Genomic DNA, 21,003 nt, shown 5'->3' with positions numbered 1-21,003 from the left:
ACCTCCACAAGCAGATGAATCAAAAGCACACGCAAGGCCGCATCGTCGGCATCAACTGGGGCAGCTCGAACTTTCGCGCCTACCTGATCGATGCCGATGCCAAGGTGGTCGACGCGATGGAGGCGCCTGCCGGAATCGCAAGCCTGGACCGCGACGGCATGATCGGCCACATGGCGAGCGTGGCGGTGCGCTGGCCGGGCGTTTCGCACCGCTATGCCTGCGGCATGATCGGATCGAACATCGGCTGGGTCGATGCCGGTTACGTCGAATGCCCCGTCGCCCTCGGCGGTCTGGCGCAGGGCTTGCGCGAAACGCGCATCGGCGAAGTCGAGGTGCGGATCGTGCCGGGACTGGCTTGTCGCCGCACCCGCGACAACGCCTCCGACATCATGCGCGGCGAGGAAACCGAACTATTCGGCCTGCTCGTTTCACGACGCCTGCCGCAGTCGGGCATCGTCGCGCTGCCGGGCACGCACACCAAGTGGGTTCGCATGGACCATGGCCGCGTGCGCGAATTCTCCACCGCAATGTCGGGCGAGATCTTCGATCGGCTCACCGCCGCCGGCCTGCTGGCATCGATTGTCGACGGGCCGGCGCATGTCAGCCCGGCGTTCTTCGACGGCGTGCGTGCCGGCGTGCGTCGCGATGCGGGGCTGGGTACGTTGTTGTTCGGTGCGCGCGCTGCGGTGATCCGCGGTGACATCAAGCGCAGTGAAGGCGCCTCGTACCTGCGCGGTCTTCTGATCGGTTCGGAGATTGCCGATGCGCGCGCGTTGTTCCCGGAGCTTGCAGACGCCAGCATTCCCCTGGTCGGCTCCGGGCCGGTCTGCACCTTGTATGCAGCGGCGCTGAGCAATCTCGACATCGACAGCCACATCGTGGAGTCGCGTGAGGCCACTGCCCAGGGCTTCGCGGCAATGCACGGACTGTATCTGGGTGCGCCGGCATGAAGCACGGTCTTGCGGCGTTCACGGCCGAGTTCGACGAGCGACTGCGCCGCTCGCCCATCATCGCGATACTGCGCGGAATCTCCACGCAGGAGTCGATCGCCGTGGCGGCCGCCTTGCTGGATGCGGGCGTCACGCTGGCGGAAGTGCCGCTGAACTCGCCCGATGCATTCACCACCATCCGCACGCTGCGCAAGCACTTCGGCGATCGCATGGCCATCGGTGCCGGAACGGTGTTGACCGTGGCCGATGTCGAGCGGCTGGTCGACACCGGCTGTCAGTTCTGCGTCGCCCCCAACACTGATGCCGACGTGATCCGCGCGAGTCTGGCGCACGGGATGCTACCGCTGCCGGGCTTCGCCACCGCAAGCGAGGCATTCGCGGCAATCGCCGCGGGTGCGCGTCACCTCAAGGCGTTTCCGGCCAATGCCGCCACGCTTGCCGCGATCAGGGCGGTGATGCCTGCGGGCGTGCAGCTGATCGCGGTCGGTGGCGCCACGCCTGAAGCGGTGCCCTTGCTGGTCGCTGCCGGCGCGGTGGCATTCGGTACCGGGTCGGACCTGTACAAGCCTGGTCGAAGTGCCGATGCCGTCGGCGCGCGTGCGCGCGAATGGGTGGCGGCGGTTGCGCAATCCGCGTCACCGAAGGTGGAACTGGTCTGCAACCCGCAAGCCACCGTCGGCGAAGGCCCGGTGGTGCAGGGCGAGCGGATCGTGTGGGTGGATCCGGCCGGTCGGCGGCTGCTCGCATGCACGCCGGCGAATGGCGACTGGTCGCAGGCATCGATGTCCGAGCCCGTGTGGTCGCTGGGCGTGCTGCCCGACGGCACGCTGGTGGGCAACGGCGAAGACGCGTTCCTGCAGATCGATGCGTCCAGTGGTGCAGTGCTCTCGCGCGGACCGGTCATTGACACCGGCGCCGGCTGCCGCCTCAACGATCTGATCGTCGATAGTCGCGGTGGCCTGTGGGGCAGCAGCATGCACCGTGGCGTGCTGGCCGGACGCGGCTGCGTGTTCCATGCCGCATCGCCGGACGCACCGGCCGCCAGGGTGGCGGAAGGTCTCGGCGTCGCCAACGGCATGGCCTTCTCCGCCGACGAACGCATGCTGTTCGTGATCGACACGCTGACGCGCACGCTGCTTGCCTATCCGGTCGACGTTGCCGCCGGAACGTTGGGTGAACCGGTCATCGTTACCGATTTCCTCGATCTGCCGGGCAAGCCGGACGGCATGGCGATCGCGGACGATGGCAGTTTCTGGGTGGCGCTGTGGGGCGCAGGCGAGGTTGCGCGGATCGCGCCGAATGGTGCGTGCGTGCAGCGGGTCCGTTTGCCGGCGCCGCATGTGGGCAGTGTCTGCATTGGCGCCGATGGCGACTTGTTCGTCACGACGGCGCGGGCGCGACTCAGTGATGCTTCACTGGCCGCGTCGCCGGGGTCGGGCGGGCTGTTTCGGATATCGATGCGGTAGGAGCCAAGGCGACGTCCTTGGATTCCCGCCTTCGCGGGAATGACGGGGGTTCATTGCCCAGCTCATCGCCTCACAGTTCTCCGTCATCTCCTCGAAGGCGGGGATCCATGGACGTTGCTCTTGCTCGTCATTCCCGCGAAGGCGGGAACCCAGTGACTTGAGGCGACGGCAAGAGCAAATGGATCCCGGCTTTCGCCGGGATGACGGTGACAGGGGGATGACGGTGACAGGGGGATGACGGTGACAGGGGGATGAGTGCTCGGGCCTACTTCCAGGTCTTCCGCAGCGGATGCGCCTCGGTGTTGAGCACCACCTTGCCCGGATCCAGCGTCTGCGCCGGCGCGAACAGCAGGTAGAAGTACTTGAACGTCTCGGCCAGCACGAAGCTCTCCATATCGTCCTCCTTCTCCTTCGTCACCACGCTCTTGAGCGTGGCGAAGCCCGAGCCCGTGCGGGTGTAGCGGACGAAGTCCTCGAACATCTCCAGCCCCATCGCCTGGTACTGCCTGTCGCCGGTCAGGCAGTGCAGGTACCACGCCGACTCGATGATCTCCGGGCGCAGCGGGTAGCGCGGATGCGTGACCTCGCCCTTGCGGTAGTCGTACTGCTCCGGCTCGATGCCGTGCACGCGCCACATCGCGAACGACGACGCCTGCAGCCGGCGGGCGCGTTCGACATCGCCCGAGTACGCCAGCAGCCCGGGGTAGAACGCATCGAGCGCGCCGTAAAGACTGCCCAGGCGCTTGCCGGTGTTCATGTCTACGTGGCCCACCCACAGCGCGCCGTTGACCTCCTCCGGGTAGTAGCGGTTGGCCGCGGCGATGCTGGACTTCCACATCGCCAGGCAGTCGCGGTCGCCGAACAGCTTCCAGCACTTCCACAGGTACTCGTAGTACGAGTCGATGCGGGCGCCGACGTGGCTGCGCGTCTGCGTCCACTTGCCGCTCTCGACATCGAAGCGCTCGCCGACCAGGCCGATCTTCGAACGACGCTCATAGGTGGCGACCAGCGCGCGCTTGGCCTTCTCGTAGAACACCGGGTTGCCGGTGAGCTTGCTCAGCGTGCCGTATTCGAGCAGCAGCGTGCCCGACTCGGCCGGGTTGCTGTCGTTGCCGTGGGCCTTGCCGGTACGCAGGTTCACGTAGACGTAGGGCAGGCCGGTCGGTGAATCGAACGCCGGCAGCAACCGCGTGCCGAGGTCTTCGGCCTGCTTGAGCAGGCGCTCGTCGCCGCTGAGCTGGTAACCCGAGAGCAGGCCGCCGAGCAGGCGGATCACTATCTCGAAGTGCTTGACGTCGATGTCGCGGTCGAACGACAGCTGCGTGGCGATCAGCTCGCGTGCGTCGCGGGCTTCGTCGTCCAGGCCCATCAGGATCATCGTGTCGAGGGCGTCGACCGGCGTCATCAGCAGCGACTGGCCGTACCAGTCGTGCGGCGCGTTGCTCAGCGGCTTGAGCCCGTCGTGGCCCCAGGCGTGCTGGCGGTAGCCGAGCCATGCGTGCAGGAACTCGGCCTTGACGCGCTCGGCGCTCTGCGCGGCCTGCGCCTGGTCAAGTACGGGCGGCGTCGCGGGTTTCTTCGGGGAGGGAGGTGCCGCGACGCCGACCGTGGGGAACAACAAGACACTCAGAAGCAGGGGACGAAGGTTCATAAGGCGACAGGCTCCGGCGCGTGCGCGCGCAGCAGGTGGAGGACGTCATGGCACGCGCCCATGGTGTGGTAGTCGGTCTTGCCGGCCGGGCTCTTCTCGTCGCTGTACTTGCGGTTGCTGCGATCGAGGATGCGGTACCAGGCGCCATGGTCGTGATCGATGAAGAAGCGCCACGAGTAGTCCCACAGGCGCTGGTACCAGTCCCAGTAGCGTGCGTCGCCGGTCGCCTGCGCCAACCGCGCCGCCGCGGCGAGCGATTCGGCCTGTACCCAGAAGTACTTGTCGTGGTCGCAGACCGGGTAACCGGATTCGGGCGAGAAGCCGTAGAACAGGCCGCCGTGGCGCGCGTCCCAGGAGGCAGCCACCGCAGTGTCGAACAGGTGCGCCGCGCGCTCGCGCAGCCAGTCGGCGACGACACCGCGCTCGCGCAGGTGGCCATCGAGGATCAGCAGCAGCTTGCTCCACTCGGTCTGGTGGCCGGGCTGGAATCCCCACGGGCGGAACAGGTGCCTGGGATCGTCGCGGTGGTAGTCCCAGTCGATGTTCCAGTCGCGGTCGTAGTGTTCCCAGACCAGGCCGCCGGCCTGCGCGGCCTGACGGCGGGTCATGTGGTCGGCCAGCATCAGCGCGCGATCGAGGTAGCGCGACTGGCCGCTGGCCTCGAACGCGGCCAGCATCGCCTCGCACATGTGCATGTTGGCGTTCTGGCCGCGGTAGCCGGAGAAGTTCCAGTCGGCGTCGGCCTCGTCGCGGTAGAGGCCATGTTCGGCCTCCCAGAAGCGCGATTCCAGCAGCTCCCAGGTCTCGTCCATCCAAGGCGCGGCCTCGTCGATGCCGGCCTTGAGTGCAGTGGAATAGGCGAGCAGCACGAAGGCGACGCCGTAGCAGTGGTTGGTACGGTCCTCGGCGACGCCGTCGCGGATGGTCCAGGCATAGCCGCCACTGCGCGGGTCGCGGTGGACCTCGCGCAGATAGCGCAGGCCATGATGCGCCACGTCCAGGTACTCGGCATTGCCGAACTCGCGCGCTGCCATCGCGTAGTTGAAGACGAAGCGCGTGCTGCTCACCAGGTGCCGGTGGGTTGCGTCATAGACACTGCCGTCGTCGCGGAAGTAGTGGAAGAAGCCACCCTGCGGGTCGATCGCACGCGGGTGGTAGAACGCCATCGTCTCGGCGATGTGCGAACGCAGGAAGTCCTGGCTGCGGAAGTCGGGCAGGGAAGGGGGAATGCGGCTCATGGTTCCGTCCGTGAAATGGGTCGCAGCAGTTGATCGAGGTCGTCGCGGCCCGGCATGGCGGCGAACGCGCCATGGCGTGTCGTCGCCAGCGCGCCACCGGCGGCGGCGTGTCGGAGTGCATCGGTGAGCGCGACGCGGTCATCGAGCAGCGTCACCAGCGAGTCGGCACCGGCGCCGCGTTCGACCAGCCGGTGCAGCAGGGCGCCGACGAACGCGTCGCCGGCCGCGGTGGTGTCGATCGCCGTGACGGCGAAAGTAGGCGCCACGCCTTCGGCATCGCGCGTGAACCAGCGCACCGGCTGGTCGCCGTCGGTGATGAGCACGCACTTGGCGTGCCCCTGCCACAAGCGGCGCAGCATCGCCTTCTCGTCGCCTGCGCGACGGATCAGGAAGTCGGCCTCGCTGCGGCACAGCTTCACCAGGTCGGCCTGCGCGAGTGCGTCCCACAGGCGCGGCGCCGGGTCGACGCCTTCCGGCCACAACGACGGACGCAGGTTCAGGTCCATGCTGACCATCGCCCCGGCCTCGCGCGCCAGTTGCATGCCGGCGAGCGTGGTGGCGGCGATGTCGGCCTCGGTGAGGCTGTTGGAGCACACGTGCAGCACGGCTGCGTCGTCGAAGCAGGTCGGGTCGAAGTGCTCCTCGCGGAACAGCAGGTCGGCGGCCGGCGGGCGGTAGAAGCTGAAACTGCGTTCACCGTCGGCGTCGAGCGACACGAAGGCCAGTGCCGTGCGTGCTGCCGACGTGTGCACGGTGTAGCGCGTGTCCACGCCCATCGCGCGCAACTGCGACATCAGGAACTCGCCGAACATGTCCGCGCCGAGCATGCCGACGAAGCGCGCGTTGCCGCCCAGCCGCGCCACCGCGGCGGCGACATTGGCCGGAGCGCCGCCGGCGTACTCGGCGAACTGGCGTGGCTGACCGGCCACGGCCGGCACCGCGAGGAAATCGATCAGCGCCTCGCCGAAGCAGGCAATCGCGGTGCGGCCCTGCGTCGTGCTCATGGCGAGGTCACCGCCGCTGCCTGCACCGGCACCTGCTCGCGTCGCGCACCGCGGAAGCCGTACCAGGCGACATAGACGTAGCACAGCAGCGGCAGCACGAACGCGTGCTGGATGCCGATGCGGTCGGCAAGCACGCCCTGCAGCAGCGGCACCACCGCGCCGCCGACGATGGCCATCACCAGCAGGCTCGACGCCTTGCTGGTCAGCGGGCCCAGGCCCTCGATGCCGAGGGTGAAGATGGTCGGGAACATGATCGAGTTGAACAGGCCGATGGCTATCACGCTCCACATCGCGATTGGGCCACCGGTGACGATGGTGGTCGCCAGCAGCGCCATCGTGACGATCGCGAACAGGCCCAGCAGGATCCGCGGCTCGATCCTGCGCAGCAGCAGCGACCCGATGAAGCGGCCGACCATCGCCGCGCCCCAGTAGTAGGACACGTACTTGGCGGCGGCCGACTCGTCCATCGCGCCGATGCCGGGGCTGGCGATGTAGTTGATCAGGAAGCTGCCGATCGCGACCTCGGCGCCGACGTAGACGAAGATCGCGACCACGCCCAGGCGCAGGTGCCGATGGCGCAACGCTTCGGCAAAGGTGTGGACCTTGTGGTCGGCACCCTCCGTGGCCTCGGTCAGCGCCGGCAGACGGAACAGCAGCACGAAGGCCGCCAGCGCGAACAGGCCCACGGCCAGCCCGAGGTAGGGCAGCTGCACCGATTCGGCCTGGGCGATGCGGTAGGCGGTCTGTTCGGCCAGCGGCATCTGCGCCAGCTCGGCGCCGCCGATCACCGCGACCGACAGGATCAGCGGACCGATCAGCGCCGGCGCGATGGCATGGCCGAACGAGTTCAACGCCTGCGCCAGCGTCAGCCGGCTCGACGCGCTCTGCGCATCGCCGAGCAGCGCGATGTACGGATTGGCCGAGACCTGCAGCAACGTAATGCCGCTGGCGAGCACGTACAGCGCGAACAGGAACAACGGGTACGACGGGATCCTCGCGGCCGGGAAGAACGCCAGCGCACCGATGCCGGCCACGACCAGGCCGATCACGATGCTGCGCTTGTAGCCGAAGCGTGCCACCACCTTGCCGGCCGGCAGCGACATCACCAGGTAGGTGCTGAAGAAGGTGAACTGGATCAGCATCGTCTGCGCGTAGTTCATCGCGAACACGGCTTTCAGGTGCGGGATCAGCACGTCGTTGAGGCTGGTCAGTGCGCCCCAGGTGAAGAAGATCGTGGTCAGCACCGCGATGGCGGTGGCGGGCGACGAGGTGGCTGGGGTCTGGTCGTTTCGCATCATGCGCTGGTTCCTCCTTGGGGCTGCGGGATGGTGCTGCTGGCACGGATCTGCAACTGCACGGGTGCGACGACGGTGGCGACCGTGGCGGACGGGTCGCGCAATCGCTGCAGGATCAGTTCGGCTGCCTGGCGCCCGCGCGCGCGCGGGTCGACGGCAATGGTGGTCAGCGGCGGCGCGCTGACGGCGGCTTCGGGGATGTCGTCGAAACCGGTGATGGCGAAATCCTGCCCGGCGCGACGGCCGCGCGTGGCCAGTCCTGCCATCAGCCCGAGCGCGACCGCATCGTTGTAGCAGACCGCCGCGGTCGGCGCGGGATCGCGCACGAACAACGCGCCGGTCTGGCGTGCCGCTTCCAGGCGCGTCGGCGCGCACTCGACCAGCCACTGCGGCTCGGGCGTGATGCCGGCCGCGACCAGCGCCTCGCGATACCCCTCGCGACGCTGATGGCACGAACTGGAATCCTGGTGCCCGCCGAAGAAGGCGATGCGGCGATGGCCCTGCGCCAGCAGGTGCTCGGTGGCGATGCGCGCACCGCGCACGTTGTCGAGCGAGAGGAAATCCCAATCGGCGCCGAGCTCGCGGTTGAACACCAGCGTCGGCGTATGCACGCCGAGCAAGCCGCGCAGGCGCGCACCGTCGCTCCCCTCGGCGGGCGAGAGGATGATGCCCGCCGGATCGTGCTCGAGCAGGGAGGCCAGCACTGTCTGCTGGCGTTCGGCCGACTCGCCGGTGCTGCCGAGCAGGGTGACGTAGCCGGCCGCGGCCAGGGCCTCGTCGACGCCCGCCGCGAACTCGGCGAAGAACGGGTTGGACAGGTCGTTGATGACCAGCGCCACGGTCGAGGACACGTTGCGGCGAAGGTTGGCGGCGCCGCGGTGATAGACGTAGCGCTGGCGCTTGAGCTCGGCCTCGACCCGCGCCCGCGTCTCGGCGTTGACCAGCGGGCTGCCGCGCAGGACCAGCGAGATCGTCGCCCGCGACAGGTCGCAGGCGCTGGCGATGTCGGCCAGGGTTACCCGGGCGCGGGGTCGCACCGGTGGGGTCATCGCGGAAGTCCGGAGGGCATCTGGCGGGATTTGGATCGTTCTAAATTGCACACATCCTGCGCCCGGGGTCAGAGGAGCGCATTCTGCACCGCAGCATGAACCGGCGGCGGTCGCGTGCTAGGTTGCCGCGGCTTGCTCTGTCATCCCGAGCGGAGCGAGGGACCTGCTTTCCGCGGCCAGACAGCAGGTCCCTCGCTACGCTCGGGACGACATTCGACTTGGCATTAGAACGATCTAAATTCCCGTCCGCCAGCACCGCGGACCCCAGGAGCGACCATGCCCCGCCTTGCCCGCCAGACCACCCCCTCGCCCGCGATCCAACGCCGTCTTTTCCTGCTGTCGGCGCTGTGCACCTGGGCGATGGCCGGCATGGTCGTCGCCGCCCCCGCACCCAGGGCCGATGCCGCCGCCGCCCGCGCCTACGCCTCGGTCGACCCCTTCATCGGTACCGGCGGCGAAGGTCATACCTTCCCGGGTGCAGTGGTGCCGTTCGGCATGGTCCAGCTCAGCCCCGACACCCAGATCAAGTCGCGCAAGGAAGGCTACGGCTGGGCCGCCGGCTACCGTTACGACGACAACACGATCACCGGCTTCTCGCACACGCATTTCTCCGGCACCGGCCACTCCGACCTCGGCGACGTGCTGGTGATGCCGATCGCCGGCGAGGTGAAGCTCGAACGCGGCGACATCGGCAAGCCCGGCAGCGGCTACATGTCGCGCTTCAGCCACGACGGCGAGATCGCCCAGCCCGGCTACTACGCGGTGACGTTGCAGGATTACGCGATCCGCGCCGAACTGACCGCCAGCGCCCGCGTCGGCGTGCACCGCTACCAGTTCCCGAAGGGCAAGCCGGCACACGTGCTGGTCGACCTGCGCACCAGCATGTACGACTACCTGGGCAAGGTGCAGTGGTCGCGGCTGCGCCTGCGCAGCGACGGCACCGTCACCGGCTTCCGCGAAACCCGCGGCTGGGCGCCGGGCCGCCAGCTGTATTTCGCCATGCGCTTCTCGCAGCCGGTCAGCGGCCACCAGTTCAACGACACCGAGCAGGACGTCCCCTACAAGGGCTTCCCGCCGCCGGGCGAGAAAGACCCGCGCCAGCGCGCGCAGATCGAAGGCCGCCAACTGGTCGGCGCCTTCGACTTCGACGGCGCCGCCGGCAAGTCGATGGTGGTGAAGGTCGCGATCTCGCCGGTGAGCGAGGACAGCGCGATCGCCAACCTCGACGCCGAAGTGCCGGGCTTCGACTTCGACGGCGTGCGCAACGCCGCGAAAGCACAGTGGATGCAGGCACTGGGTGCCGTCGACGTCGATGCCCCCGAAGCGCAGCGCCGCAGCTTCTACACCGCGCTGTACCACACGCTGATGGGCCCGAGCCTCTTCATGGACAGCGACGGCCGTTACCGCGGTCCCGACAACGCCGTGCACCAGGCCAAGGGTTTCACCCACTACTCGACGTTCTCGCTGTGGGACACCTACCGCGCGCTGCATCCGCTGTTGACGCTGGTGCAGCCGGAGCAGCGCAACAACGACTTCATCAACTCGCTGCTGGCCTCGCACGACCACAGCCCGTATGGCGTGCTGCCGGTGTGGTCGTTCCACGGCCTGGAGACGTGGTGCATGATCGGCTACCACGCCGTGCCGGTGATCGCCGATGCCTACATGAAGGGCATCCGCGGCTATGACACCGACAAGGCGCTCAAGGCCATGGTCGACAGCGCCAGCTACGGCCCCTACGACGGCATCGCCCAGTACATGCAACTGGGCTACGTGCCGATCGACGAGGAAGGCGAGGCCGCCTCGAAGACGCTCGAGTACGCGTTCGACGATTGGACCATCGCGCGCATGGCCGAGTCGATGGGCAACAAGGAAGTCGCTGACCAGTTTGGCAAGCGCGCCTCCAACTGGCGCCACGCCTTCGACGAGAAGACCGGCTTCATGCGCGCACGCAAGCGCGACGGCAGCTTCCGCGAACCCTTCGACGCCACCGCCAGCGGCTACGGCAGCGACTACACCGAAGGCAACGCCTGGCAGTACTCGTGGTACGTACCGCAGGACGTCGCCGGCCTGGCCGCCGCGCACGGCGGCGAGGACAAGCTGGTCGCGCGCCTGGATGCGGTGTTCGACGCCAAGGTCGACCCGAAGATCTTCGAGCACATGGAAGACATCACCGGCCTGATCGGCTGGTACGCGCACGGCAACGAACCCAGCCACCACGTCGCCTACCTGTACGCCTATGCCGGCCAGCCGTGGCGCACGCAGGAACGGCTGGGGCAGATCATGGCCTCGCAGTACGCGGCGCGGCCGGATGGGCTGGCGGGCAACGACGACCTGGGGCAGATGTCGGCCTGGTATGTGTTCACCGCGCTGGGGTTCTACCCGGTGGCGCCGGGCAGCAACGAGTACATCATCGGCCGGCCGTTCCTGCCGCGTGCGAGTCTCAACCTGCCCAATGGGAAGCGGTTCACGGTGGTGGCCGACGGGCTTGATGCGGCGCATCCGTATATCGGCCGGGCGATGCTCAATGGCAAGCCGCTGGAGCGGGCTTTCATCCGTCATGAGGAAATCATGGCGGGTGGGGAGCTGCACTTCACGATGCAGGCGCAGCCCGACAAGGCATGGGCGACGGGGGCGGCGGAGCGGCCGTATTCGATGTCGGCAGCTGGGCGCTGAAGGCGCGGCGGGCTCGCCCGAGCGGCGAGCCGCCTGAAAGCGTGGGCTGGTAAGATGCGCAGCCCACGGGCCTATAGCTCAACGGTTAGAGCAGGGGACTCATAATCCCTTGGTTCCAGGTTCGAATCCTGGTGGGCCCACAAAAAAGTAGTCCAGGGCTGTCCGAGTTGGTCCGGAAGACACCAGGAACGCCAATGAAATAGAGGCATGCGCGGCTGCTTGGGTCCACTGATGTCCAGTTGCATCCAGAAATAAAGTGAGTCAGGCTGTGAGTCGACGAGCGACATGGGGTCGCTTCGACTCACAGATGCCTGACTCACATGCTCACGGACACCAAGCTTCGCGCACTGAAATCCAGAGAGGCCTCATTTCGCGTGGCTGACTCGAATGGTCTGTGCATAGAGGTGCGTCCCACTGGTGCAAAGGTGTGGCGCTACCGCTACCGCTATGCCGGCAAGCCAAGCATTGTGACTATTGACGAGTATCCGGGGATGTCGCTCATGCAGGCCCGCGCTGAGCGCGACAAGCTGCGCATGCTGCTGAAGGGTGGAGCTAATCCGGCCCATGTCGCCCGGGTCGAACGAGCCGTGCAGGCCGAGCGAGTAAACAGCACCTTTGGGGCCATTGGGCTGGAGTTGTTGGCTAAGCGAGCGAAGGAAGGGCTCAGCCCGGGTTCGGTAAAGCGGGAGCGCCGATTGATCGAAAAGGATCTGGCCTCAATTGCCGACATGCCGATCACTGACGTAAGTGCGCCCATTCTTTTGGCTGCTCTGCGGAAGTTAGAACGGCGAGGCGTCGTGGAAACCGCTCATCGGGCCCGCGCCCATGCAGGGCGCGTTTTCCGGTACGCCATTGCTACGGGCCGAGCCCAGCGGAATCCCGCTGACGACCTGACAGGGGCATTAGAGCAGCCACAGACCAAGCACTTCGCAAGCCTCACTGAGCCCGAGCGGATCGGTGAGCTTCTGCGCGCGCTGTGGACTTATCAGGGTTCGCCCGTAACCCAGGCAGCCCTCAAGCTTGCCCCGATGCTCTTTGTGCGCCCCGGCGAACTGCGGCAGGCCAAATGGGCGGACGTCGACTTGGAGGCCGGCGAGTGGCGCTACGTCACCAGCAAAACCAAGACCGCGCACATCGTCCCATTGTCAGTGCAGGCTGCGACGGTGTTGGAGGAACTGTGGCCTCTGACCAAGCGCAGCGACTATGTGTTCCCCGGCGTCCGTAGCGCTGATCGCCCCATGAGCGAGAATACGGTCAATGCCGCCCTCCGTAACTTGGGGTTTGACGGAGAGACCATCGTAGGGCACGGGTTCCGTGCGATGGCGCGTACTGTCCTGGACGAAGTACTGGGGTTCCGTCCGGACTACATCGAGCATCAGCTAGCGCATGCAGTACGTGATCCACTAGGACGAGCCTACAACCGCACGGCTCATCTGTCGGAACGTAAGAGGATGATGCAAGCGTGGGCAGATTACTTGGACGGCTTGCGACAGGCGAGCAAGAAGGTCGTGCCGATTCGCAAGAAGATGGAGTGAGTTCCAATAACCGGTGGCGAAGTGCACCGAGCAACCCATGACGCATGGCTATTCTGTTGGCCCCCTCCTATGGCGCGCAGTAGTTGGCGTGGAGGCGATTCAGCGTTCGTCCCGGCCCTTTGCTACCCATGCGGGCAGTCGCTACAGTCGGGTCCTAAATCTCCCAGCTGCATCGCCTCCAATGTCGCGACGAGTAGCCCGTCGCGACATTTAAACGACAAGCTCGCCGCATCATCGGACCTAGCCATGGCATCACAACGGGGGGATATGCCCGCGTAGCGATGCAAGCTGGGAACTGAGGTTCGAGGGTAGGTTGCTGTACCTTCTCATGTCTGCGGTTTCGACCGGCCGTTGCAACGGCCGGTCGAAACCGGCAGCTAAAAGCGATCGTTCCACATCTAGACGGCCAAACGACGCAACCCTGGCGCTCTCCGGAATCCCAGCCACCTTAGGTGTTGCCCCTTGGCGCGAAGAGAAGATCGGCGACAACATGCAACTCTTTCAAGAACTCATCGCGGATCGCGGGGCTATAGTCACTCTGGCGGTATCGCTCATCGTGCACGGTCACGCCCCGTAGTGCGGTCAGATTTCTTCGCGCGAAGGGGCTGCTTCAACAAGTGCTAATAGCGCCCATTGCATAGCAGTCAGCTGGCCGAAGAAGGCGTCCTTCTCGTCCATTGTGACTCCCCGGTAATCCATGGCATCAGCGCTGCAGGCTGAGGCGAAAGCATGGGAATTAAGTAGCGACGCTGCCAGTCTTTCGATCAACGTGGTCTAGCTGATGGCGAATGTATCGCACGCAGCTTCCAAGCCAAGACAACAGTGCGGATTCGTCTGCGAGCACTTGGTAATGCCCTGTCGAGGGCGTGCGGTGCCAGTCGGTAGCCATCGCATAGTGGAAGTGACCGTATGCTTCGCCACTGATAGGTGTCGGTTGCGGATCGGCAAGAAACTCTTCAAACCCTGGCGTCGCCTCCACGACCTCATCAAACGTGGGCAACTCTACAATGCCAGCTGCGCTGAGGACGTGCCAATGGGGTTGCGCATGTCCAGAATCATCCACCGCTTCATGAATTTGCCACTCCGCACGCAGCACTTGATCCTTCTGGGGCGTGGATGGATCGCCTTGAAGCAACCCGATTGAGATGTGATTCACGCGCCAACGCTTGTCAGCGATGAAATGCAAATCGATGGCAACGTGCAGCCAACGCTTTCCGTCGGGCAGCGGAAGCACCGGGCGGTTCTGCCCCCGGATCTCCGCCTCAATCAGCGGTGGCGTGAAGAAGTAGAGCGAAGTCGTGCCTCGGTGTTGCCACTTCTGATGCTCAACATGATCTAGTCCAAGTGCGCCACTTAACGCCTGCCCGCACTTGCGTGCAAGGCTGTCGTCCGATGCGACAATGCACTGCGGCGCATTGGTCGATTCAGAGGCGCGATGCCGCTTCTTGTCTGCGCGTCTCACGTCAGGGCCGCGGCTTCAGTCCATATGCCTGATAAACCGTTCGCGTCCACAAATCACCGTCAGGCGGCTCACCCTTGCCCAAGGCAATGCCCATCTCGCCCAGCGCTTCGGTCAGCGATGTATCAGGCTTCAGCTTAGGCAGGGGCAGATGATTGACGTAGCGCTCGGACAGGTTCCATTGTCCTCCAGACAGGTTGTTGGACACACCCGACAAGAAAATATCGATCAGCGGATGGTTCAGCAGGGCCAGGTATGCCACTTCGCAGCCGACGATGTCACCCGTCTTCGGGGTCCAACCATAGCCTTGAATGGGGATATAGCGCCCGTCGGGATCCCACGCGAAGGACCCAGACCCACCGAAGTAAGTGGAAATGATCTTGGGGCCGACGGCATCTAGTTTTTGCCGTGGCAGCGAAAGCACCCACCATTGATCTGGCTTGATCCTCGATCGCTTGCGCAGCGCCGTCTTGTTCGGAAGCAGGCGATCTGCAGCGAAGACCTTCAGCTTCTTGACCAATGTCTCTTCCGAGTCGATCTCGAGGCCTTTGCCGTGCGGGTAGAAGACGTAAGTTACGTCGTTCAACATCCCGTCGACGATCGAATTGTTCACGACCGCCGGGCGGAAGTACTTGCGCTCGCCCTTAGGCAGGGACAGAACGTAGTCGCGGCTCACTAGGTAGACACTGTTCAGGCCCGTGATGGTGCCTTGGGAGACATCGAACAGGGACTTGGCTCGTGGAAGAGCATGGACATCCTGGAGGAGTCGGTAGGCGGTATAGGATCGTGGCGCCCAACTGCTGCCATCCCGCCCCAAGTGTTCTGCGGCGTAGACGCTGAAGTCGCCGTTGTCGATCACACAACCCTTGACCGCTTCGGGCGTGATCGACCGTAGGCGGCGCAAGGCACGCGCCGACGAGTCAGCCTTGTGATTCGACCACACGGCCAGTGGTGGCCGGTCGAGTTCGCCGCGTACGCCCACGTAGAGCCCGGCATCCACGACAGCATCGGCAAAAACCGTGTGGCTTCCCAAGCGGGCGATCAGATGATGCTTGATGTTCGCAGCAATGGAACTGCGCAGCTCCACGTACGACTCGCCGTCCAGCAGCGAAGCGGGCAGCACCGCGCCGAGCACGCCACCTTCGGGCAGGGCATTGACCGCGTTGTAGAAAAAGGCGCTGGCATAGTCGGGCCGCTTCGAAGCCAAAGTTCCCAAGCGCTCGGTCAGCCGCTGCTTTTGTTCTTCGCCCATCCCCTGCCAGGAGACGAAGGGCGGATTCATCAGTATCAGGCGGGCGCCCGTATTCCATGCATCAAGCGCCAGTGCGTCGCGTTCCTCGAGCACGACCTCGACGTCTAAGTCGCTCTGGCTGCGTTCCCAGTCCAGGACAAACCGCGCCATGGCTAGCGCCGCGGGCGAGATGTCCCAGCCAACCAGCTTCACCCGGTGGCTGTGGCCACGCATCTGCAGCTGGCGTAGGGCCTCCCGCAGAAATTCAGCCGAGCCGCACGCCGGATCCAGCACTGTGATATCGGAGGCGATCTGTGGCTGCGCCTTCAATGCTTCCTCCACCACCGTGCGAACCAAGGGGCTCGGAGTAAAGAATGCGCCGCTTGCGGAGTCGTGCCCCACCCTCTTGGCTTCGGAGGCGCCAAAAAACGACAACTGGGGGTCCAGCTCTACCAGGTAGTGCGCCTCTTGGAAAAGTCGACCTGAGGCATGGCGTAGCACCAGTGGGATGATCGGCTTGAGCTGATCCCCGGGCCGCACGCGCACCATGTCCTCGCGGAGACCATCGCGCTGAAGTTTCGTCAGCGATTCGGTCAGCTCTTGTGCGCGAGGCAGTTTGGTCCAGTCGATCCGCGTGACAGCGCCCTTTTCCCCTTCGTCTGCGCTGGCCAACAGATACAGGAAGGCCTGCAGCGCATCGGGGCCCGTGACACGCTCACCTAGCATGGTGCGGACCTGGCGGTAAATCGACATGAAGTGACCGACCACCGAACTGGTCTTGGACGGCTGTCGTTCCTCGAGGTAGGTCTGAAACTTGACGATGTTGCCCGCAACGAGCTCGTGCTTGTAAACCTCTGGTGTGGACTGGTCCCAGCGCCAGACACGTACGGCGTCACGATTGACCTTTACATAGTGCCCGACGTCCGTCGACCAGGCGCGATCGCGCTCGGCGCCGTTATCCTGTTCGTCGGCGGCCAAGTCGAGGCAAAAGTTGCCCTTGCCGCCATTGAGGAGCACATGGCGGCGTTCGTTCTGGTGGCCGAACAACGGAACCGGCATCAGTCCCAGCTGCGTTCGCCACGTATCCAAGTTGTCGATGGCTAGTGCCAAACTCATTTCGACCTCCCTTGGGCAACACCCAGCGGCGGAAACACAATTTCGGGTTGCGCCGGGCGCACCTCTTCCTCGGACAAGCGCTGCTGAAGTTGCTCGATCAACAGCTTCAGGGGGACGGCGATACGGGTCTGCTGCGCCCAACGCCCCTCTTCGCCGATGGTCATGACTTCCATGGTTTGGCTGTCGAAGACCAAAAGCTTGTTCTCCAAGCTGGACCAGACGCCCTGCGAACAAGTCTTGAAGAGATCGGTCGCGATGGGCTTGAGCTGGCGGACGCTGATGCCCAGCCCATGGAGCTCGGTCACCACTTTTAGCGCGAGCAAGTCTCCAGGACTGAAACAGGGGGCATATCCCCGCTTTCCCTTCAGCGGGGAAAGGCTCCTCCGCCAGTGGCGAAGGGTTTCTTCGGTGACCCCTAAGGCCTCCTTCATCTGGGCGGGCGTGTAGCGCATGGCACGGAACTATACGCCAATTTAATTCGTTGCGAACAACGAAGTAATACGGGGTAAGTTGCGCAACCGGCCTTCCTTGCAGGCGGGCTCACGCAAGCCGTAGACCTGACGCAATCGCCCCCCGCGCATCCCAGGGCGGCCAATTCCTTTGTCCGGAACGGACCGCAGCGCCGCTTTGAGCGAGCCCGGACCAGTTGGGCTGTGTGCGCCTTTAAGACGTTCGCCGGGGAGCGCGACTAGGCGCTCAAGACGATCCTGCTGACCTTCGGCATGACGATCGCCGTTGAACATCAACCCTAGGCCGCACTTACTTCGCCAGCGCGCCCATGCGGTCGCATAACTAGTTGATGAGAGTGATAGATGCTTCCATCGTCCGCCGGGACTCATGCCCAGCACATTGAAGGAGATTTCAAACCTATAACACCCTCATGAAGTCGGTGGAGACCCGCTTCGCGCTTGGACGCTCCGCTCGATGCGTCCGTAACGGGTGTTTGATGTGAGCAGAGGCAAGCTCGACGCGATCTATTGTGTCTTGGTCGTGACCGCGGCCGTCCTGGTGGGCATCGTCAGATGCACCACCTGCGATGGCTCAAAGGTCCCCTAATTCAATCCATCACTGGCTCCACACAAGGCCCGGCATCGCGCCCGGGCCTTGTGTGTTTATGCCGCGAACAATGAGGAAACGAAATGCATCTGGTCGAAACGATGGCCTACACCGGCGAGCGCCCGTGGCATGGCTTGGGCAACCCGCTGGCGCCGCAGCAGCCGATTGAGGTCTGGAAGAAGCAGGCCGGGATGGACTGGCAGATCGACGAAGCGGAAGTCCGCTACGTCACGGGCAGCAACAACATCGGCGTGATCAACGCCTTCCCGGAGCAGAAGGTGCTGTACCGCTCGGACACCAAGGCCCCCTTGTCGGTGGTGTCCAAGCGCTTCCAGGTCGTGCAGCCGGGCGAGATTCTGGAGTTCTATCGGGATCTGACGGCCTGCAATGGATTCGAGCTGGAGACGGGCGGCGTGCTGCGCGAAGGCCGCAAGTTCTGGGCACTGGCCCGGACCGGCCAGAGCGCGAGCCTGAAGGGCCGGGACAAGGTGGATGGCTATCTGCTGCTGGCCACTGCATGCGACGGCACGTTGGCGACCACGGCGCAGTTCACCTCGGTGCGGGTGGTCTGCAACAACACCCTCGCCATCGCCCTGGGTAACACCAGCAGCGCCATCAAGGTGCCGCACCGTAGCCAGTTCGACCCGGATGCCGTGAAGCGCCAGCTGGGCATCACCGTGTCCTCGTGGGATGGCTTCGTGGCGCGCATGAAGGCGTTGGTGGAGCGGCCGGTCGATCCGGATTCGGTGGAAGCTCTGCTGCGCCGCGTGTTGACCTACCAGGCGCAGGACAACAGGGCCACGGTGGTCAACGAGCAGGCGATGGCCACTGTCCGCTCGCTGTACGAGGGCGGCGGTCGGGGCGCGCTGATGGCTTCCAGCCGCGGCACGGCGTGGGGCTTGCTCAACAGCGTGACCGAGTACGTCGATCACCGTCGTCGTGCTCGAAGCGACGATCACCGTCGAGACGCGGCTTGGTTCGGGCAAGGCGCCCAGCTCAAGCAGCGGGCTTGGGACGAAGTGATGAAGTTGGTGGCCTAGTCGGCAGGGGGCGATAGAGGCCTTGAAGCATCCGGAGTACCGGGTGCTTCAGGCGTCTTCGCCCTTGCCCGCGGGATCAGGCAACAGTCCCAGCAGGGCTTGGGTGATGCGTTCCTGCTCGTGCTTGGGGAGCTGCAGCACCTTGACCAGGACTTTGGTCAGTGCCGGCGTCGCCGTCAGTCCTTTGACGGCCAAGGCCAGGCTGGCTTGCTGGCGCTGGCTGGCCTTGGACAGTTCAAGAATGGCGTCGGCCATGGCGGCGTTGTCCGCCATCAGGTAGGCGACGGGCACGTCCAGCACCTCTGCGAGCTTCTCCAGGTTGTCGAAGCCAATGGCCGTGACCTGGTGCTCGTAGCGGTTGATGCGGGAGGACCCCTTGTCCTTACCCAAGCCCATGCGGTCCCCCAGCGCACGCTGGCTGAGGCCACGCAGTTGCCGCGCCTGAATCAGGCGAGCGGCGAACAGAGCGCGTGCGGAGGATTCGGGCACCGAGCAACGAAGAGACGAAGGTGGCCCAAATCATGACGAAACCTCTAACAGCGTGGCAGACTCTATCTTTCAGATAGAGGTATGGCTCCGTCAAGCCGGGGCCAGTGGACGGGAGCTGAGGCTCCTGCAGAACAATGCGTAGGAACAGGGGGAAGCGTGTCCGGCAAGGACTATTACGACATTTTGGGGATTCGCCCGAACGCCGGGCGCCAGGAGATTGAATTGGCCTACAAAGGCCGACGCAGCCAGTACCACCCCGACCGTTATGCCCAGGCGGATGCCGAAACCCAGGCGTGGGCAACAGAGAAGATGCAGCTGGTGAATGAGGCCTACCAGGCACTCACCAGCCCCGAGCTGCGCGCCAGGGTGGACCAAGGCGCATCCGACCGTTCCGCCCATAGCGCGCCGACTCGGGAATGCGCGGCCCCTGCTCCGGGCATCCAAGACGCCGCGGCCGTTCTTCTGAAACCGGAATGGGAGTGGTTTCACGACAAGGTGTACGCGCGGCCCAACATCCCGCGCAAGAAGCTGGAGGGCGCCATTTCCTCCTACGCGCCTGGCGTCTCGTCGGGCGAGGTGATCGTCCTCTTGGACGACACCCTGTTCGGCGGCGCGAAGGAGGGGCTTCTGGTCACGAGCGATGCGATCTATTGCAAGCAGAAGTTCGAGAACCCGAGGCGGATCGTCTTCCGGGACATCAAGCAGGTGGAGCCAGGTACGGATAGCCGCGTCCTTATCAATGGGGCCGAGTTCTTCAAGGCCGACCTGGTTGACCACTTGGCCATCCTGACCTTCGCAGCGCGCTTGTCGGAGGTGTTCAAACCGACCAAGGCATCCGCCAATGACCGCGCTGAATCCAAAGTAGCGCGCGGGGTGTCTGGCGTCGATGCGCTCTGGACGCTTCATCGCTTTGCCATGGCGGCGCTGCGGTCGGAGCGAGAGGGACGAACATTTCTGATCGATGAGCTGATCGATCGCCAAATGCGGGGCATCGCCGACCGCTTCTCAGACTTGTGCGAGGCAGTGCGACGCAACCCGCGGCATGGCCAGGCATCGGCCGACGCCGAAAGCGCCGAGCTCGCTTTGATGCTCTTCCTGGTTCTGCACTACTACGGGTTCTCGAAGCTTCCCAGTGAGTTCAAGGAGGGCGCGGGGCATCGGTTCACGCGGCTGCACGAGATCAGCGAGGTCTACAAACTCGCATATCGAGAAAGGTTTCCGTTCGTTTTCGGACGGCCCATCGAGCTGGATGACGAAGACCTGCTGATGATGTCAGCGATGTTCCTCCATCGAGATGGAACGGGGGAGTTCGAGCTGAAAGTGGCGCGCGAAGAAGCGTTGTTGATTCTGTTCACCCGGATTGGCATCCCGAGGGACGCGGCAAGGGGGTTGATGCGTCAGTTCGAGGACCAATCCGAATCGTGGCTGGAAGCGCTTTCCGCGAGCGTGGAAGGTTAGGTGACCGTGTGAGCGATTCGAGGCTAACGCGGTGCGCGGACAAGTTGATTTTCCAACATAGAGAACGGGGATAGTTGAATGGGACGTATTGTTTTCGGCGTATATGTGCTGCTGATATTCGTGTTTGCCATCTATGGCAACTGGTGGGGTGATTACGCCTACAAGGGCTTTATGTACAACCTGGGGCGTTCCTTGATCTGGCCGGCCATCCTCATTCCTGGCCTGGGGAAAGCCATTGGTGGCTTGGTCCTACTGGGGGTCATCGGCTTCCTGACCTTCGGGAGGAAATGACA

16 protein-coding genes and 1 tRNA gene are annotated in these 21,003 nt (G+C 64.7%); 8 read left to right on the top strand and 9 right to left on the bottom strand.

Translation table 11 applies throughout. The annotated features are described in order from the left end of the window. Nucleotides 1–14 precede the first annotated feature (14 nt). Both AC3A3X_RS00755 and AC3A3X_RS00750 read left to right on the top strand, forming a co-directional pair. Complete coding sequence (locus AC3A3X_RS00755; RefSeq protein ID WP_487581156.1) at nucleotides 15–950, top strand: 2-dehydro-3-deoxygalactonokinase; 936 nt, start codon at nucleotides 15–17, stop codon at nucleotides 948–950. After that, nucleotides 947–2,416 (top strand): 2-dehydro-3-deoxy-6-phosphogalactonate aldolase, encoded by a 1,470-nt coding sequence (locus AC3A3X_RS00750; protein WP_487581155.1) that lies wholly within the window; start codon nucleotides 947–949, stop codon nucleotides 2,414–2,416. The genes AC3A3X_RS00755 and AC3A3X_RS00750 overlap by 4 nt, the downstream gene beginning before the upstream one ends. Before the next feature lie 265 nt (nucleotides 2,417–2,681). Here the strand turns inward: AC3A3X_RS00750 and AC3A3X_RS00745 are convergent, their stop codons facing one another. From AC3A3X_RS00745 to AC3A3X_RS00725, 5 genes are read right to left on the bottom strand one after another with little or no spacing between them, the layout of a single operon-like run. Then, a complete protein-coding gene (locus tag AC3A3X_RS00745) occupies nucleotides 2,682–4,067 on the bottom strand; it encodes a glycoside hydrolase family 47 protein (protein ID WP_487581154.1) in 1,386 nt (461 codons plus the stop codon). Continuing rightward, nucleotides 4,064–5,305, bottom strand: a complete 1,242-nt coding sequence (locus AC3A3X_RS00740) for an AGE family epimerase/isomerase (RefSeq protein ID WP_487581153.1) — start codon at nucleotides 5,303–5,305, stop codon at nucleotides 4,064–4,066. The genes AC3A3X_RS00745 and AC3A3X_RS00740 overlap by 4 nt, the downstream gene beginning before the upstream one ends. Beyond that, on the bottom strand, nucleotides 5,302–6,309 hold the full coding sequence (locus tag AC3A3X_RS00735) for a carbohydrate kinase family protein (RefSeq protein ID WP_487581152.1): 1,008 nt from the start codon (nucleotides 6,307–6,309) through the stop codon (nucleotides 5,302–5,304). Before AC3A3X_RS00735 ends, AC3A3X_RS00740 begins: the two co-directional genes overlap by 4 nt. Then, on the bottom strand, nucleotides 6,306–7,607 hold the full coding sequence (locus AC3A3X_RS00730) for a sugar MFS transporter (protein WP_487581151.1): 1,302 nt from the start codon (nucleotides 7,605–7,607) through the stop codon (nucleotides 6,306–6,308). The genes AC3A3X_RS00735 and AC3A3X_RS00730 overlap by 4 nt, the downstream gene beginning before the upstream one ends. Then, nucleotides 7,604–8,653 carry a LacI family DNA-binding transcriptional regulator gene (locus tag AC3A3X_RS00725; protein WP_487581150.1) on the bottom strand — a complete coding sequence of 350 codons (1,050 nt, stop codon included), beginning with the start codon at nucleotides 8,651–8,653 and terminating at the stop codon, nucleotides 7,604–7,606. The genes AC3A3X_RS00730 and AC3A3X_RS00725 overlap by 4 nt, the downstream gene beginning before the upstream one ends. 276 nt (nucleotides 8,654–8,929) lie before the next feature. Between AC3A3X_RS00725 and AC3A3X_RS00720 the strand changes: the two genes are divergently transcribed. The 3 genes from AC3A3X_RS00720 to AC3A3X_RS00710 all read left to right on the top strand — a co-directional run bounded on the left by AC3A3X_RS00720 (nucleotide 8,930) and on the right by AC3A3X_RS00710 (nucleotide 12,861). Continuing rightward, nucleotides 8,930–11,326 carry a GH92 family glycosyl hydrolase gene (locus AC3A3X_RS00720; RefSeq protein WP_487581149.1) on the top strand — a complete coding sequence of 799 codons (2,397 nt, stop codon included), beginning with the start codon at nucleotides 8,930–8,932 and terminating at the stop codon, nucleotides 11,324–11,326. A gap of 67 nt (nucleotides 11,327–11,393) precedes the next feature. Continuing rightward, nucleotides 11,394–11,466, top strand: a tRNA-Ile gene (locus AC3A3X_RS00715). Nucleotides 11,467–11,646: 180 nt separating this feature from the next. Next, nucleotides 11,647–12,861, top strand: a complete 1,215-nt coding sequence (locus AC3A3X_RS00710) for a tyrosine-type recombinase/integrase (RefSeq protein WP_487581148.1) — start codon at nucleotides 11,647–11,649, stop codon at nucleotides 12,859–12,861. Between the two features lie 736 nt (nucleotides 12,862–13,597). Here the strand turns inward: AC3A3X_RS00710 and AC3A3X_RS00705 are convergent. The 3 genes from AC3A3X_RS00705 to AC3A3X_RS00695 are packed head-to-tail and all read right to left on the bottom strand — an operon-like array spanning nucleotide 13,598 to nucleotide 17,119. After that, the gene (locus AC3A3X_RS00705) at nucleotides 13,598–14,323 is read right to left on the bottom strand and encodes a hypothetical protein (RefSeq protein WP_487581147.1); all 726 of its coding nucleotides are present in this window, start codon (nucleotides 14,321–14,323) and stop codon (nucleotides 13,598–13,600) included. 1 nt (nucleotide 14,324) lies between these two features. Continuing rightward, on the bottom strand, nucleotides 14,325–16,667 hold the full coding sequence (locus AC3A3X_RS00700; RefSeq protein ID WP_487581146.1) for an N-6 DNA methylase: 2,343 nt from the start codon (nucleotides 16,665–16,667) through the stop codon (nucleotides 14,325–14,327). Then, on the bottom strand, nucleotides 16,664–17,119 hold the full coding sequence (locus tag AC3A3X_RS00695; protein ID WP_487581145.1) for a MerR family transcriptional regulator: 456 nt from the start codon (nucleotides 17,117–17,119) through the stop codon (nucleotides 16,664–16,666). Before AC3A3X_RS00695 ends, AC3A3X_RS00700 begins: the two co-directional genes overlap by 4 nt. Nucleotides 17,120–17,806: 687 nt before the next feature. Here AC3A3X_RS00695 and AC3A3X_RS00690 point away from each other — a divergent pair. Further along, the gene (locus AC3A3X_RS00690) at nucleotides 17,807–18,763 is read left to right on the top strand and encodes a DUF932 domain-containing protein (protein ID WP_487581144.1); all 957 of its coding nucleotides are present in this window, start codon (nucleotides 17,807–17,809) and stop codon (nucleotides 18,761–18,763) included. A 48-nt stretch (nucleotides 18,764–18,811) separates the two neighbouring features. Here the strand turns inward: AC3A3X_RS00690 and AC3A3X_RS00685 are convergent, their stop codons facing one another. Further along, on the bottom strand, nucleotides 18,812–19,252 hold the full coding sequence (locus AC3A3X_RS00685) for a helix-turn-helix domain-containing protein (protein ID WP_487581143.1): 441 nt from the start codon (nucleotides 19,250–19,252) through the stop codon (nucleotides 18,812–18,814). 156 nt (nucleotides 19,253–19,408) lie between these two features. Between AC3A3X_RS00685 and AC3A3X_RS00680 the strand changes: the two genes are divergently transcribed. After that, entirely contained in the window at nucleotides 19,409–20,710 is a 1,302-nt protein-coding gene (locus tag AC3A3X_RS00680) for a J domain-containing protein (RefSeq protein ID WP_487581142.1), read from the top strand. Nucleotides 20,711–20,788: 78 nt separating this feature from the next. After that, nucleotides 20,789–21,001 carry a hypothetical protein gene (locus AC3A3X_RS00675; RefSeq protein WP_487581141.1) on the top strand — a complete coding sequence of 71 codons (213 nt, stop codon included), beginning with the start codon at nucleotides 20,789–20,791 and terminating at the stop codon, nucleotides 20,999–21,001. The last annotated feature ends 2 nt before the right edge of the window (nucleotides 21,002–21,003 follow it).

The organism is Lysobacter sp. Soil_N_23 (assembly GCF_057656135.1).
This window is presented reverse-complemented; position numbering and strand designations above follow the sequence as displayed.